Origin of the sequence: Vibrio sp. 10N.261.51.F12 (assembly GCF_041471725.1) — a bacterium.
Taxonomy (GTDB): domain Bacteria; phylum Pseudomonadota; class Gammaproteobacteria; order Enterobacterales; family Vibrionaceae; genus Vibrio.
In genome coordinates, this window is the sequence record NZ_JBFROV010000001.1 from 17,110 (window position 1) to 32,645 (window position 15,536).

13 protein-coding genes are annotated in these 15,536 nt (G+C 45.1%); 5 read left to right on the forward strand and 8 right to left on the reverse strand.

Translation table 11 applies throughout. The features are described 5' to 3' along the window. Positions 1-7 precede the first annotated feature (7 nt). The 3 genes from AB4405_RS00110 to luxS all read left to right on the forward strand — a co-directional run bounded on the left by AB4405_RS00110 (position 8) and on the right by luxS (position 5,196). On the forward strand, positions 8-2,857 hold the full coding sequence (locus AB4405_RS00110; protein WP_372059152.1) for a M16 family metallopeptidase: 2,850 nt from the start codon (positions 8-10) through the stop codon (positions 2,855-2,857). A gap of 88 nt (positions 2,858-2,945) precedes the next feature. After that, the gene (gene gshA, locus AB4405_RS00115) at positions 2,946-4,529 is read left to right on the forward strand and encodes a glutamate--cysteine ligase (protein ID WP_372059153.1); all 1,584 of its coding nucleotides are present in this window, start codon (positions 2,946-2,948) and stop codon (positions 4,527-4,529) included. Positions 4,530-4,677: 148 nt separating this feature from the next. After that, entirely contained in the window at positions 4,678-5,196 is a 519-nt protein-coding gene (luxS, locus tag AB4405_RS00120) for an S-ribosylhomocysteine lyase (protein ID WP_372059154.1), read from the forward strand. Positions 5,197-5,369: 173 nt separating this feature from the next. On the opposite strand, the gene ruvX is transcribed toward luxS, so the two are convergent. The 8 genes from ruvX to metK all read right to left on the reverse strand — a co-directional run bounded on the left by ruvX (position 5,370) and on the right by metK (position 11,935). Further along, positions 5,370-5,795, reverse strand: a complete 426-nt coding sequence (gene ruvX, locus AB4405_RS00125) for a Holliday junction resolvase RuvX (RefSeq protein WP_102468236.1) — start codon at positions 5,793-5,795, stop codon at positions 5,370-5,372. A 2-nt stretch (positions 5,796-5,797) separates the two neighbouring features. Further along, positions 5,798-6,367, reverse strand: a complete 570-nt coding sequence (locus AB4405_RS00130; RefSeq protein WP_372059155.1) for a YqgE/AlgH family protein — start codon at positions 6,365-6,367, stop codon at positions 5,798-5,800. A gap of 48 nt (positions 6,368-6,415) precedes the next feature. Then, entirely contained in the window at positions 6,416-7,363 is a 948-nt protein-coding gene (gene gshB / locus AB4405_RS00135) for a glutathione synthase (RefSeq protein WP_102468238.1), read from the reverse strand. Positions 7,364-7,376: 13 nt separating this feature from the next. Next, positions 7,377-8,108: a 16S rRNA (uracil(1498)-N(3))-methyltransferase gene (rsmE, locus tag AB4405_RS00140; protein ID WP_372059156.1), complete on the reverse strand. Its 732-nt coding sequence runs from the start codon at positions 8,106-8,108 to the stop codon at positions 7,377-7,379. 98 nt (positions 8,109-8,206) lie between these two features. Then, the gene (locus AB4405_RS00145) at positions 8,207-8,917 is read right to left on the reverse strand and encodes an endonuclease (RefSeq protein WP_372059157.1); all 711 of its coding nucleotides are present in this window, start codon (positions 8,915-8,917) and stop codon (positions 8,207-8,209) included. A gap of 129 nt (positions 8,918-9,046) precedes the next feature. Next, positions 9,047-9,553, reverse strand: coding sequence for a SprT family zinc-dependent metalloprotease (locus tag AB4405_RS00150; RefSeq protein WP_372059158.1), 507 nt, complete (start codon positions 9,551-9,553; stop codon positions 9,047-9,049). Between the two features lie 67 nt (positions 9,554-9,620). Further along, positions 9,621-10,415, reverse strand: coding sequence for a DUF2189 domain-containing protein (locus AB4405_RS00155; RefSeq protein ID WP_372059160.1), 795 nt, complete (start codon positions 10,413-10,415; stop codon positions 9,621-9,623). 365 nt (positions 10,416-10,780) lie between these two features. Next, positions 10,781-11,935, reverse strand: a complete 1,155-nt coding sequence (gene metK, locus AB4405_RS00160) for a methionine adenosyltransferase (RefSeq protein WP_102468243.1) — start codon at positions 11,933-11,935, stop codon at positions 10,781-10,783. 327 nt (positions 11,936-12,262) lie between these two features. Here metK and tkt point away from each other — a divergent pair, with 327 nt between their 5' ends. Further along, positions 12,263-14,257, forward strand: a complete 1,995-nt coding sequence (gene tkt, locus AB4405_RS00165) for a transketolase (protein WP_198593144.1) — start codon at positions 12,263-12,265, stop codon at positions 14,255-14,257. Positions 14,258-14,425: 168 nt separating this feature from the next. Continuing rightward, positions 14,426-15,451: an erythrose-4-phosphate dehydrogenase gene (gene epd, locus AB4405_RS00170; RefSeq protein ID WP_372059161.1), complete on the forward strand. Its 1,026-nt coding sequence runs from the start codon at positions 14,426-14,428 to the stop codon at positions 15,449-15,451. Positions 15,452-15,536: the final 85 nt, after the last annotated feature.

Genomic DNA, 15,536 nt, shown 5'->3' on the forward strand with positions numbered 1-15,536 from the left:
AATGACTATGAGAAAAATCTGGCTCGGCATGGTGTCGTTAGTCTTTATTTATGGTTGCAGTAGCGACATGACAACATCAACCGATTTGCCTAACGGCGTGCGTCTTGTTGAAGAAGCGAAAGCTGATCCAAGTAAAACCATGATCCCGTATTCTAAGTATCAATTAGACAATGGTTTAACCGTGATCCTTGCACCAGACAATTCAGATCCGCTGGTTCATGTCGATGTGACTTATCACGTAGGATCCGCTCGTGAAGAGGTCGGGAAATCAGGATTTGCGCATTTCTTTGAGCATATGATGTTCCAGGGCTCAGAGCATGTTGGTGATCAGCAGCATTTTAAGATTATTACTGAAGCTGGCGGATCATTAAATGGCACGACGACACGAGATCGTACTAACTACTTTGAAACAGTACCGGCGAATCAATTAGAAAAAATATTGTGGCTTGAAGCCGATCGAATGGGCTTTTTGTTGGGGGCGGTATCGCAGCATAAATTTGAAATCCAAAGAGACACCGTTAAAAATGAGCGCGCTCAGAACTATGACAATAGACCATACGGCTTAGTTTGGGAAAAAATGGGTGAAGCGATGTACCCTGAAGGGCACCCATACTCGTGGCAGCCAATTGGATATGTTGAAGACTTAGACCGTGTTGATGTGAATGATTTGAAAGCATTCTTTCTACGTTGGTATGGCCCTAACAATGCGGTATTGACCATTGGTGGTGATATCGACAAACAACAGACACTGGAATGGGTGAATAAATACTATGGCTCGATCCCTCGAGGTCCAGAGGTCGATAACGCGCCAAAACAACCCGCTATTGTCCCTAAAGATCGCTACGTCACACTTGAGGATCGGATTCGTCAGCCAATGGTGGTGATAGGATGGCCGACAAACAGTTATCGTGGTGCGGATAATCAAGCAACGCTTGAAGCAATGGCCGACGCCATTGGCGGTGGAGCAAATGGTTTGCTCTATCAAAAACTGATCAAAACCCAGAAAGCACTCGATGCCGGAGCATTTACTGAATGTAATGAGTTGTCGTGTAATTTTTATATTTATGCCATGGGAACCTCTACCGATAAAGATGGCCTCAAAGCCTTGTATCAAGAGCTCTTAAATACTTTAGACGAGTTTGATAAAGAAGGGATTAGTCAGGCTCGCTTGGATCAGATTACGGGGTTATCAGAATCAGGTTCCGTATTTGCATTACAGAGTGTCAAAGGAAAGGTCACTCAACTTGCGTCTAATGAGACCTTTTTTAATACACCAGACAGGCTTGAACAACAGCTTGCGCAAATTCGAGCCGTCACACCGCAAGGCGTTCAAGCCGCTTACAATGAGTTTGTTAAAGACAAAGCGAAAGTGACGTTAAGCGTAGTGCCGAAAGGTCAATCTGATATGGCGGTACAAAAGGCGAACTTTGAAACTCCGAAGCGAACCCTGCCTGCATATACTAAGGTCACGGAGGATCAGTTGACCTTCCGACGACCTGTCGATAATTTTGATCGTAGTGAGATGCCTAAGGTCGCACAAGCGGTTAAAGCGACCATGCCTGAGCTCTATGAAGTGCATTTCGATAACGGTAGTGAGTTATTAGGGACGACCAGCTCCGAAACTCCGACGGTGGAGATACATTTCCAGCTTCCTGCCGGCGACCGTTATGTCGCGAAAGGCAAAGAAGGTCTCGCAGAAATGACCGCTTCCATGATGGAAGAGGGGACAACCTCATTGAGTGTCGAAGCACTGCAAGCGAAGCTTGATCAGTTGGGCAGCCAGATTAGTATCAGTGCGGGCTCTTATTCGACACGAGTGACGGTCTCTTCTCTTGAAAAAAATCTGCCTCAAACGCTAGCGTTAGTGGAAGACGTGCTCTTTAACCCAGCAATGAAGCAAAGTGACTTTGATAGGCTCAAAGCTCAGATGTTAGAGGGGTTGGTTTATCAACACCAAAAGCCAAGCTGGATGGCATCACAGGCCACTCGTGATGTCTTGTTTGGTAAGACAGTCTTTGGCCGCTCATCAGATGGCTCGGAAGCCTCAATTTCTTCGATCAGCTTAGATGATGTGAAAGCATTCTACCGGGAGCACTACACACCGCAAAGTGCTCAGATCGTTGTGGTTGGTGATATCAGCCGTAAGCAAATAGAACGTGAGCTCGATTTTTGGAAAACATGGCAAGGCAATGCCGCGCCACTGTTTACACCAGAAGCGGTCACACCTTTGAAAGGACAACATATTTATCTAGTTGATAAGCCCGCCGCGCCGCAAAGTATTGTTCGTCTTGTGCGTCAAGGGATGCCATTTGATGCCACGGGTGAGCTATATCGAAGTCGTTTAGCGAATTTCAATTTAGCGGGCAACTTTAATAGCCGAATCAATCAAAACCTTCGTGAGGACAAAGGTTATACCTATGGTGCGAGTGGTTATTTTGCCAGTAACCGAGAAGTGGGTGCGATTGTATTTAACGCGCAGGTTCGCGCGGACTCAACGATTCCATCGATTGAAGAGTTGTTGAAGGAATTGAAAAACTACAGCGAGAATGGCATGACCCAAGAGGAGTTGAGCTTTATGCGCTTGGCCGTGGGCCAACAAGATGCATTGACCTACGAAACACCAAGTCAAAAAGCTAGCTTACTTTCAAGTATATTGACCTATAGTTTAGACAGAGATTATCTGAAGCAGCGCAACGACATTGTTGAGACTGTCCAGAAGTCTGAGCTAGATGCCTTAGCGGCGAAATGGTTCGATCCAACTCAATATCAGATAATTGTCGTCGGAGATGCGAAGATGTTAAAACCACAATTAGAGAAACTGAATATTCCAATTGAAATGCTTGAAATCTCTCAATAGAGTGACCATATAGGGGGGATAGGAGTGGCACTGATGACGTTTCACCTAGCCCTCAATGAGAATAACAAACATATAAGCGAATCGCATTTTGACTAATTTTGCTACGCGGCTGGAGCAGGTTGCTAAAGACCGGACTGTCTTTAAACAGTTTGGTCGTGGTGTAGAGAGAGAGACGTTACGATATACAGAAGATGGCCGTTTGGCTATGACGCCTCACCCAATGCAACTTGGCTCTGCTCTGACAAATGAATATATCACTACTGATTTTTCTGAGTCTTTGCTCGAGTTTATTACACCGGTATCTCACGATGTAGATACATTGGTAAATCAACTGTCGGATATTCATCATTTTACCCAAGCGAAACTAGACAACGAAAAGCTATGGCCGCTTTCGATGCCTTGTTATGTTGGCAATGAAGATGACATCGCGCTCGCGCAGTATGGTAGCTCGAATTCAGGAAAGATGAAGACGCTGTATCGTCAAGGTCTTAAGCATCGCTATGGCAGCTTAATGCAGGTTATTTCCGGTGTGCATTTTAATTTCTCTTTCCCTGAGACATTTTGGGATGCGCTCCACGGTGAACAAGAAGAAGCGGATCGTCAGGCCTCTAAGTCGGAAGGGTATTTTGGATTGATCCGAAATTACTATCGCTTTGGTTGGTTGATTCCATATTTCTTTGGTGCCTCACCAGCGCTATGCAGTTCGTTTGTTCAAGGAAAAGAGTCAGCATTACCCTTTGAAAAGGTAGGTGGGACGCTTTATTTACCAGAGGCTACGTCGTTACGGTTAAGTGATCTCGGTTATACAAATAATGCACAAAGCTCGCTTAAAATTGGCTTTAACAGCCTAGGGCAATATCTTGAGGGATTGAATCAAGCGATTCATACCCCATCGGATGACTTTGCTAAAATCGGCGTGAAAGTGGATGGTGAATATCGTCAATTAAACGACTACGTTCTTCAGATTGAAAATGAGCTATATGCGCCAATTCGTCCTAAACGTGTCGCTAAAAATGGTGAAAAACCGTCAGAAGCACTTTCTAGAGCGGGTGTTGAGTACATAGAAGTTCGCTCACTAGATGTGAACCCGTTCAGCCCAATAGGAATTACCAAAGAACAAATACGCTTCCTCGACTTGTTCATTACCTGGTGTGCATTGAAAGACTCTGAGCCAATGGATGATTGCGAGCTCGAATGTTGGCGTCAAAACTGGAATAAAGTCATTCTTGAAGGTCGTAAAGAAGGGCTAGAGCTCAAAATTGGCTGTGATGGTGAGAAGCTGAGCAGCCAGCTTTGGGTGAAACGTGTCTTTAAGGACCTGCGTAGCATTGCAGTATTAATGGACGAAGCTCATGGCAGTGATGACTATGTAGCAGTCTGCGATTTACTTGAGCAATGGAACGAGGACCCAGAGAAAACCATCTCAGGACAGTTATTGTCTATGACGAAAGAGTTGGGTGGCCTAGGCAAGGTTGGCTGTGAGTTAGGGAAAAAATATCGTGATGCTAATACCGCAGAGCAGTACCGGGTTTATAGCGAAGCCATGATGGAAGATGAGGTGACACGCTCGTTTGCAGCGCAGAAAGCCATCGAAGCAGCGGATAAACAAGGATTTGATGAATTTCTAGCGGATTACTTTTCCCATTTACAGTCAAGTAGTGAGTCTAAGTAGCAACGCACATTTAATAAGCGATTAAGACACAATAAAGACAAGGTCTGTATTCTTACGATACAGGCCTTGCGTCGTCTGTAGTGTCCTTTTACAATCACATTATATTGTCTGGCTTCATTTTGTTTGAGGCCTTAACGGAGAAATTACGATGCCTTTATTGGATAGCTTTACCGTCGATCACACAAAAATGCATGCGCCAGCAGTACGCGTTGCGAAAACGATGCAAACCCCAAAGGGTGACACGATTACCGTATTTGATCTGCGTTTCACTATTCCGAACAAAGATATCTTGTCAGAAACAGGAATTCACACACTTGAGCATTTGTATGCTGGATTCATGCGTGCTCACCTAAACGGTGCACAAGTTGAGATTATTGATATCTCTCCAATGGGGTGTCGTACGGGTTTTTATATGAGCTTGATTGGTACACCATCGGAGTCTGACGTGGCGAAAGCATGGCTAGATTCAATGCAAGATGTATTGAAAGTTGAAAGCCAAAATAAGATCCCTGAATTGAATGAATACCAATGTGGAACCGCTGCGATGCATTCTCTCGAAGAAGCTAAGTCGATTGCTGCGACGATCATTGAAGCAGGGATTCAGGTCAATAAAAATGACGAATTGGCGTTACCTGATTCAATGTTGCAAGAACTCAAAGTTGACTAGTCTCAGTGCTGATTTGGAGTTAATGTTGATTCTGAGTTAGTGTGAAACTGCAAGCTATTGATTAAGTTTGAGTTTTAAAAAGGATGGCTTTGCCATCCTTTTTAGTTTCTTGGTTTGTTAAACAAAGAGGGGGCACAAACAACACTGGTTAACGTGTTTACGACACGAGCCGGTTATCCCCACTGTGCCTCAAACCAACTTTCTAAGATAACGACGGCAGACTGGCAGTCGACATTCCCTTTTGATAGCGCTTTATACCCTCCCATACTGAAGAGATCGGCTCGAGCTTCGGTTGTGGAAAGTCGCTCATCTTGAAGCTCTACCGGTAGACCAAATCGACCGTGAAGTCGATTCGCAAACTTCTTTGCTTTTGGGGTGATGGTGTCGAGATCCTTGCCGTGCAGATCCGTCGGTAAACCGACAACAATCAGGTTGGGTTGCCATTCTTTGATTGTTTTTTCAATATCGTCCCAGTTTGGAATGCCTTCTTTGGCTTTAAACGCCTTCAGTGGGTTTGCTGTCCCAGTGACTTCTTGCCCAATGGCACTGCCAATGCTTTTTGTTCCAAAATCAAAGGCGAGTATGGTTCTTGCTGTCATGATTATGCGTGTCCAACTTGAGTGGAGAGTTGAGCTATATCAATACCAAGCATCTGAACAGCACTGTGCCAACGATCCTTGACGGGTGTGTCGAAGATAACACTCGTGTCAGCCTCGATCGTCAACCAAGAATTGTCTGCTAATTCCGTCTCTAATTGACCGGCATCCCACCCCGCGTAACCGAGCGCAACTAAGTAGTCCTCTGGCTGAGCATCGGTGCCTAACACGGCGAGGATATCCTTGGACGTCGTGACGGAAAGTTTCTCGGTGATCTGAATGCTGGATTGATATTTGTCTTTTGGTTTATGCAGAATAAAGCCACGGTCTTCAGAGACAGGGCCGCCGTTGATAACCGGCTCTTCTAAGCTTTTACTGTGCTGAATTTGAGAGGCGATCGGTAGATCGTTTTGCACCTGTAAAAGCATGTTTGCTACCGTGACATCAATAGGGGTATTGATGATGATACCCATAGCACCGTCATTATTGTGTTCGCACACGTAAACAACCGTACGTTGAAAGTAGGGATCTTTCATACCTGGCATTGCCACGAGGAAGTGGTTTGCTAAGTTCATTTTCGCCTCCTAACACTGATGGTTTGATCTGAGAGGGTTAGCTCTCGATTATTTACCTAATCGGCGTTCAATTGCATCCATGAGTTTACCCGTGATAGAAACATCAAATGCGGCTTCGATCTCACGGATACAAGTAGGGCTCGTCACATTGATTTCTGTGAGTTTGTCACCAATGACATCAAGGCCTACAAAGATTAACCCTTTTTCCTTTAAAGTAGGAGCGACAGCAAGCGCAATCTGCTTATCTGTCTCACTTAATGGACGAGCTTCACCTGTGCCACCTGCAGCAAGGTTACCACGCGTTTCTCCCTTGGCTGGGATGCGTGCCAAGCAGTAGGGCATTGGCTCTCCATCAACCACAAGGATGCGTTTGTCTCCATTACTGATATCAGGAACAAACGTCTGCGCCATTGCGTAGTTTTGTCCGTGGTTGGTCAGGGTTTCAATGATGACAGAAACATTCGGGTCATCTTGTTTTACGCGGAAAATAGAGGCTCCGCCCATTCCATCGAGTGGTTTTAAGATCACATCACCATGCGTATCGCGAAACGCTTTAATTTTTTCGGCTTTACGGGTCACGATCGTCGTTGGCGTCAGCTCAGGGAACCAGGCGGTAAACAGCTTTTCATTACAATCACGTAAGCTTTGAGGCTTGTTGACAATAAGTGTGCCTTTTTCTTCCGCTCTTTCTAGGATGTAAGTCGCGTAGATAAACTCGGTATCAAAAGGGGGATCTTTACGCATTAACACCGCATCAAGCTCAGATAATTCGATCGTTTGTTCTGAGTCGAATTCATACCAACCATTAGGGTCTTCTATTAACGTCACCACTTTAGTGTCGGCAACGGCAACGCCTTGGTCAAGGTGCAGATCTTGCATTTCCATATAGTGGATTTCATATCCGCGACGCTGTGCTTCGAGCATCATGGCAAAGCTAGAGTCTTTTTTGATGTTAATAGACGAGATTGGGTCCATTACAATGCCGAGTTTAATCATGTTCGTTCTCCAGTTAGCCTAAATCGCCGAAGCGTACTTGAAGAGCGGTGATTGCTGTTAATGCAGCGGTTTCCGTTCTGAGTACGCGAGGACCAAGCAGGGTTTCTTCAAATTGGTATTGTTCAGTCATTTCGATCTCTTGTGGTGAGAGTCCGCCTTCTGGGCCAATTAATAGTCTTACTTTTTTGATTGGCTCTGGAAGGGTATTAATCGAATACTTAGCACGAGGATGTAGATTGAGCTTCAGTGCATCTGAGGGCTCTGCACACCATTGTTCTAAGGGCATAATAGGTCGTATGGTGGGGATGGTATTCCGACCACACTGCTCACAGGCACTGATCGCGATCTTTTGCCATTGCTGCATTTTCTTTTCAAAACGTTTGGGGTCAAGTTTGACACCACAACGTTCAGAAATAAGAGGGGTGATAGTATTTACACCTAATTCAACCGATTTTTGAATGGTAAATTCCATCTTGTCACCACGAGAGATCACTTGACCAAGATGTAAATCGAGAGGGGATTCGATACTGTTCGCTATTTTTTTTGTGAGCATGACAGTGACGGATTTTTTTGTTACCTCATGAATTGTCGCAGGAAACTCATGGTCACTGCCGTCAAAGAGCAATACATCTTGGCCTTCTTTCATGCGTAATACGCGTCCGATATGATTTGAGGCTTCCTCGCTAAGAGCAAGTGTGCCCAAGCTTTCAATGGACTCTGGGTGATAAATACGAGGTATGCGCATAATGACTTCCGACGGACAAAAAGGTGTAGAGATATAACATGGATGCAAGCCCTAGAAATTACAAGGGCTTGCTAACGAAAATTATGCCTGAGCGAGTGTTATGATCCGTTCTGACAAGCCTCTGCGACGTAAGGGTTACGGTTGCCCTGGCGGGCTGCAATTCTCTTGTCGCGTTCACACTCCCAAGCATCCGCCGGATACGTTCGATTCCAAGCATTCATTAACTGGGTTTGCTGCTTTGATAGTGTAAAACCATACTCTTGGCTCATATACAAATACGTGCGAGCGATCGACCCTCTTGCTCTGTCAGGAGGCATGACTTTGCGTTGCTTAAAGTTTACCTGCATTTCACACCGCCCATAGCTGACACCATCAATGCCATTCCACTGACTGAAATTGTAGTTTGAACGGTCGCCATTGACCTCTCCAATCGTCGGGGTCAAGTTATGAAGGTCGGCCTCCATTAGGCGAAATGTTTTGTCATTTTTAGTGCAGTTCTTTCGTCCCCCCTCTTGCCAGCATTGACGCTGGTGGCCAAATTGCCAAGCGGGTACAACGTGTTCCCATTCAATGCGACTCGCCCGCTTTTGCTGCTTTCGGACTTGGTAACCACAAGAGGCGAGATCGGGTGTCCCTTTTTTACCTTGCCATTGAATGTCACAGCCACAATAGAAGCTGACAGGATGATCGGCATAGATTTTTACCGCCTGCCTTTTTGCCGAACTAAAACTGCTCGGTGGTGCTGAAAAAGCCTGCTGAGGAATAAAAATTAACCCGATTAAGGAGAGTAAAATGAGATGAATTTTCATTAAATAGTCTGAGATAAGTACGAGATAACCTAGTGTAGATCGCGTTATTAATGATGACTACTAACTTAATGATTATTAACCTAGGAAGCGGGTAGATTCGCTTGAGTTGAATTTTTATGATGCACAGGATTAGCCTTGCTGGCCAGAATAGCGCAGTGCTTCGTGACATTTAGTACATCGATAGCTCGCTTGCTGCCGTTGTACTTTATTGTGTCTTCGAATCGTTAAAGGGTAGGTACTGCACTGGCAGTGATACTCAAAAACTTTGCCCTGAACAGAAGAGATATCCATTTGGTGGGTTGTCTTTGGAATGACTTTAAACACGTTATGCATGATAGCTTGCCAGTGTTTACCGTGAGGGGGAACACGACCATATAGCTTAAATGCCAGCAGGTGCGCGACTTCATGAGGAATGACTTCCTCAATGAATGCATCTTGATTCTCACTAAAGAGGATGGGATTCAATCGAATCTCCCAGGGTTGCAAATAGGCTTTTCCTGCCGTTTTTCCTTTGAGTTTAAAACTGAGTGATGGGATAGGGAATGTCTGTTGAAAATACTGCTCAGCAACCGATATGCAATGAGCCAGCCGTTTTGATGCTAAGTATTGTAAATCTGTAGATAACGACGGATGCACACCGAAAACCCAATAACGCCCAAAGAGGGCGTTATTGTATTGTAGTCCATGAGTAAATCAAGCAAGGCTAAGGATGGTGGCGTTTCTTTATCACCTCGTGGTACGCATGCCAGGTTCCATAACCAAGGATAGGCATGGTTATCATCATCCCTAAGCCAAAGGTAGCAAACCCGATAAGGATTCCACCACAGATTATAAATGCCCATACCACCATGGCTGGGATATTGGATTTGACGGCATTGAAACTGGTAAACACCGCTGTCATTACATCGACTCTACGTTCCATCATTAAAGGAATCGAGAAGGCTGACAAGCTGAATATAACACTGGCTATCACCAAACCAATCACAGAGCCGGTGATAAGAAATGGTGCAAATTCAGTTAACGGAGCACCTTGTACGGAAGGGTATAGGGCGTGCAGTAGCGCGGCTATTCGCATCCAAAATATCATGGCGACGGCAAGCAATACGGCAAAAGCCCATTGTGAGGTTGAGTTACGGCCAATGGCTTTCATTGAATGAAACAGGCTGGCTTTGTGACCTTTTTCTCTTTCCCAAGCCGCGTCATAAAGCCCAAGCGCAAGGAAAGGGCCAATGAGCATATAGACGACTAGGCTTGGCATGATAACAAGATGGGTACCTTGCCATTGTACAAGCTGAACTATCGCCACGGCGGAGGCGGTAAAACATAGCCCGTAAAATGCGCTAATAACGGGCATTTTTACTAAATCATGAAGCCCAAGTGCCAGCCAATGAAAAGGCGCAGAAATACTCACTTGGTTACAAGGTATGGTTTTAGCGTAATCTTGATCTTTGACTTCGTGTTTCTTTTGGAAGTCTTCAGTCTGAGCGGTTCGAGGCATATGTCCTCCCTGATTTGACAATCTGGCCTTCGTCTCTGATGTCGGGAAATGAACGATTGTTGTGAGCTTTATCGCTCACGATTTGGCGCAACGTGTTCCCATAATGGAGTCGGGATGCGTGATGATGAGTTCGCGTTATTCTCATTCTGCATCGGTCCTCTTATGGTTAACTATTGACCGAGACGGAAGAAAACACAATTTTTTGCTGGATAGAAAAGACGTGTTACAAGTGTTAAGTTAACAAATTTGCAACAAAGCGGTTGAAATAGTTGAAGTTAATATATTTTACGCTGAAGTAAAAAAGCCCTTATCAAATGATAAGGGCTTTTTAGTCTTTGAGCTTAGTTATAGCGTGGAATTAATCGCTATTTGATGCCAGCGAAATCACGCAGCATTGCTGCTTTGTCTGTCGCTTCCCAAGGGAATTCTTCACGACCGAAGTGACCATAAGCTGCGGTTTGCTTGTAGATAGGCTGAAGCAGGTTCAGCATCTCTTGAAGACCATATGGACGTAGATCGAAGTTCTGACGAACCGCTTCAATGATGATGTCGTGAGCGACTTTCTCAGTACCAAACGTTTCCACCATGATTGACGTAGGATCTGCAACACCAATGGCGTAAGACAGTTGAATCTCACAACGATCTGCCATGCCAGCAGCAACAATGTTTTTCGCTACGTAACGTGCTGCGTATGCGGCACTGCGGTCAACTTTCGATGGATCTTTACCAGAGAATGCACCACCACCGTGACGAGCTGCGCCGCCGTACGTATCAACGATGATCTTACGACCCGTAAGACCACAGTCACCCATAGGGCCGCCGATAACAAAACGACCGGTTGGGTTGATGAAGAAGTTGGTGTCTTTGTTAATCCACTCTGCTGGAAGAACTGGCTTGATGATCTCTTCCATTACCGCTTCACGAAGATCAGGTGTTGTGACTGAATCGCAGTGTTGTGTTGAAAGCACAACCGCATCGATACCAACAATCTTACCTTGGTCGTATTGGAAGGTAACTTGAGATTTCGCATCTGGGCGAAGGAAGTCAAGTTTACCGCTCTTACGAACTTCAGCTTGCTTTTTAACAAGTAGGTGAGAGTAAGTAATAGGAGCTGGCATTAGGATTGGCGTTTCGTTAGTTGCGTAACCAAACATGATGCCTTGGTCGCCAGCACCTTGATCTTTAGGATCGGCTTTATCAACACCTTGGTTGATATCTGGAGATTGTTTACCAATCGTGTTCAGTACGGCACAAGAATCAGCGTCAAAGCCCATATCTGAGTGAACGTAGCCGATTTCGCGAACGGTTTCACGAGTGATCTCTTCGATGTCTACCCACGCTGAGGTCGTGACTTCACCACCAACCATTACCATGCCAGTCTTTACGTAAGTTTCACAAGCAACACGCGCTTTCGGGTCTTGCTCTAGAATTGCGTCAAGTACAGCATCAGAAATTTGGTCAGCAATTTTATCAGGATGTCCTTCTGATACGGATTCAGAAGTGAACAGGTGCTTAGCCATGAGAGCTCCAATTACAGTTAATAAAGCCAGCAATATTGTGCTGGCCTATAAAAAATTCAATGATATTTTGTAGGTGTATCTACATCTAGACGTCTATTTTAATCATCGATGTGTGAGAATCAAGCGATTTTTAATTTTAAGTTATAGCCAAACGTTTGCGTATTTTAAGGCAGATAGGGGTGTAACGTGCAAAAAAACACAGCAAAAGTACTCAAAATATCGGTAAAAAGTTTGCAGAGGTTAGGGGGCTTTGCGACAATGCTTGCCGCTGATTATTGTTCAGCAAGGAATCAACTTGAAATTCGCTTAATGCACTCAGGAGCAGACATGTCGTCTCGTAAAGAATTAGCTAATGCAATCCGCGCGCTTAGCATGGATGGTGTTCAACAAGCCAACTCTGGTCACCCAGGTGCCCCTATGGGTATGGCTGATATCGCCGAAGTACTTTGGCGCTCTCACCTAAATCACAATCCTCAAAACCCGGAATGGGCTGATCGCGACCGTTTTATTTTGTCAAACGGCCACGGCTCAATGCTGATTTATTCTCTGCTTCACCTAAGTGGTTATGAATTATCTATTGACGATCTTAAAAACTTCCGTCAATTGCACTCTAAAACACCAGGTCACCCAGAATACGGCTACGCACCAGGCATTGAAACGACAACAGGCCCTTTAGGTCAAGGCATCACGAATGCAGTCGGCATGGCAATGGCAGAGAAATCACTGGCTGCGCAATTTAATAAAGAAGGTCACGACATCGTTGATCACTTTACTTACGCGTTCATGGGCGATGGCTGTCTGATGGAAGGCATCTCTCACGAAGCCTGCTCTTTGGCTGGTACTCTTGGTCTTGGTAAGCTGGTTGCTTTCTGGGATGACAACGGTATTTCTATCGATGGTGAGGTGGAAGGTTGGTTCTCTGACGATACGCCTAAGCGTTTTGAAGCCTACGGCTGGCATGTTATTCCTGCCGTTGATGGTCATGACTCTGATGCAATTAACGCGGCAATCATCGCGGCAAAAGCGGATCCTCGTCCAACACTTATTTGTACTAAAACCGTTATTGGTTTTGGTTCACCAAACAAAGCTGGTACGCACGATTGCCACGGTGCACCACTAGGCGCTGATGAAATCGCAGCAACTAAAGCAGCGCTGGGTTGGGAGCACGGTCCTTTTGAAATTCCAGCTGATATCTCGGCACAATGGAATGCAAAAGAAGCGGGCGCAGCAAAAGAAGCGGCGTGGAATGCTAAGTTTGACGCTTACGCAGCGGCTTACCCAGAACTTGCGGCTGAGTTTACTCGTCGTACAAATGGCGAACTGCCAGCTGAGTGGGAAGAAAAAGCATCGGCAATCATTGCTGATCTTCAAGCTAACCCTGCAAACATCGCATCACGTAAAGCGTCACAAAATGCGCTAGAAGCATTTGGTCAAATGCTACCAGAATTTATGGGTGGCTCTGCTGACCTTGCACCTTCTAATCTGACAATGTGGTCGGGTTCTAAGTCGCTAACAGCTGAAGACTTCTCTGGTAACTACATCCATTACGGTGTTCGTGAGTTTGGTATGACTGCGATCATGAACGGTATCGCTTTGCACGGTGGTTTCGTACCATACGGTGCAACATTCCTAATGTTCATGGAATACGCTCGTAACGCGATGCGTATGGCAGCTCTGATGAAAGTTCAGAACATCCAGGTTTACACGCACGACTCTATCGGTCTAGGCGAAGACGGCCCAACTCACCAACCGGTTGAGCAAATTGCTTCGCTACGCCTAACACCAAACATGAGCACATGGCGTCCATGTGACCAAGTGGAATCGGCAGTGGCTTGGAAACTGGCTATTGAACGTAAAGATGGTCCAACATCGCTTATCTTCTCTCGTCAGAACCTAGCACAGCAGGAGCGTAACGCAGAGCAAGTAGCAAACATCGCCAAGGGTGGTTACATCCTGAAAGATTGTGCAGGTAAGCCTGAATTAATTATCATCGCTACTGGCTCTGAAGTTGAACTAGCCGTTGAAGCTGCTGCGCAACTGACTGCTGAAGGCAAAGCGGTACGTGTGGTTTCTATGCCAGCAACGGATGCGTTTGATAAGCAAGATGCGCAGTACCGTGAATCAGTATTGCCATCTGACGTGACCGCTCGTATTGCTGTTGAAGCCGGTATTGCTGACTTCTGGTACAAATATGTTGGCTTTGGTGGCAAGATCATCGGTATGACGACATTTGGTGAGTCTGCACCAGCAGGTGAGCTATTCAAGATGTTTGGCTTTACAACAGAAAACGTTGTGAACACAGCAAAAGAATTACTCGCTTAAGCGATAGGCTGAGTTATTTCATTTTGTTGTAGTAACCGAGCCCTAGTGGCTCGGTTTTTTTATGCTTGGATATTATTCTTGTGTATGTGTGATTAAGTCGGGATGCGAAACTGATGTTGATCAGTTAATATGCTTGCCTTAATTATGTGAACAAAAAGGTGTTGTACGATGCTAAAGGTAGCGATTAATGGCTTTGGGCGTATAGGACGAAATGTACTTCGAGCGATTTATGAAAGCGGCAAAAACGATAAAATTAAAGTCGTCGCAGTCAATGAATTGGCGCAACCTGAAGCAATGGCGCACCTGCTTCAATATGATACGAGTCATGGTCGTTTTGGTAAAAAGATCACTCATGACCAAGAACACCTTTATGTGAACCACCAAGATGGTCAGTTTGATAGCATTCGTATCTTGCACTTAGCGGAAATCAACCTACTCCCTTGGCGAAATCTAGAGGTTGATATTGTACTTGATTGTACGGGTGTGTTCGGGAGTCGTGCAGACGGCCTAGAGCATATCGCGGCAGGTGCGAACAAGGTTTTATTTTCACATCCTGGCGCGAATGACATAGATAATACGATCATCTATGGTGTCAATCATGATTCTCTTAAAAAAGAGCACACGATTGTTTCCAGTGGTTCGTGCACTACGAACTGTATTGTTCCCATTATACAAGTATTGGATGATGCGTTTGGCATTGATTCAGGCACGATTACCACGATCCACTCTTCGATGAATGATCAACCTGTCATCGATGCCTATCATACTGATTTACGCCGAACTCGTGCGGCCAGCCAGTCGATCATTCCTGTTGATACAAAACTTCATAAGGGTATTGAGAGAATATTTCCGAAATTTTCTAACAAATTTGAAGCGATTTCTGTCCGAGTACCAACAGTTAATGTTACCGCTATGGATCTAAGTGTAACTATAAATACGAATGTGAAAGTTAATGACGTAAATCAAGTCATTATTAACGCTTCTCGGTGTACATTAGACGGCATTGTTGACTATACTGAAGCTCCGCTAGTCTCAATCGACTTTAATCATGACCCACACAGTGCCATTGTTGATGGAACGCAAACGCGAGTCAGTGATGGGCGTCTGGTCAAAATGTTGGTCTGGTGTGATAACGAATGGGGCTTCGCCAATCGGATGCTTGATACGGCATTAGCCATGAAAGCGTCGCAATAGTTTAAGATGCTACTTGAGCTTGGGTAAAATATTAATTTTGAGGGTTGAAATTAATATTGATTAGCTCAATATAAGTAAGCAGTTG

Excerpts from the sequence above, each read along its gene's own strand:
- gshB (WP_102468238.1), bottom strand. The coding sequence starts at position 7,363 with ATGATTAAACTCGGCATTGTAATGGACCCAATCTCGTCTATTAACATC.
- metK (WP_102468243.1), bottom strand. The coding sequence starts at position 11,935 with ATGGCTAAGCACCTGTTCACTTCTGAATCCGTATCAGAAGGACATCCT.
- AB4405_RS00130 (WP_372059155.1), bottom strand. The coding sequence starts at position 6,367 with ATGAACTTAGCAAACCACTTCCTCGTGGCAATGCCAGGTATGAAAGAT.
- epd (WP_372059161.1), top strand. The coding sequence starts at position 14,426 with ATGCTAAAGGTAGCGATTAATGGCTTTGGGCGTATAGGACGAAATGTA.
- ruvX (WP_102468236.1), bottom strand. The coding sequence starts at position 5,795 with ATGACAGCAAGAACCATACTCGCCTTTGATTTTGGAACAAAAAGCATT.
- luxS (WP_372059154.1), top strand. The coding sequence starts at position 4,678 with ATGCCTTTATTGGATAGCTTTACCGTCGATCACACAAAAATGCATGCG.
- AB4405_RS00145 (WP_372059157.1), bottom strand. The coding sequence starts at position 8,917 with ATGAAAATTCATCTCATTTTACTCTCCTTAATCGGGTTAATTTTTATT.
- AB4405_RS00110 (WP_372059152.1), top strand. The coding sequence starts at position 8 with ATGAGAAAAATCTGGCTCGGCATGGTGTCGTTAGTCTTTATTTATGGT.
- tkt (WP_198593144.1), top strand. The coding sequence starts at position 12,263 with ATGTCGTCTCGTAAAGAATTAGCTAATGCAATCCGCGCGCTTAGCATG.
- AB4405_RS00155 (WP_372059160.1), bottom strand. The coding sequence starts at position 10,415 with ATGCCTCGAACCGCTCAGACTGAAGACTTCCAAAAGAAACACGAAGTC.
- rsmE (WP_372059156.1), bottom strand. The coding sequence starts at position 8,108 with ATGCGCATACCTCGTATTTATCACCCAGAGTCCATTGAAAGCTTGGGC.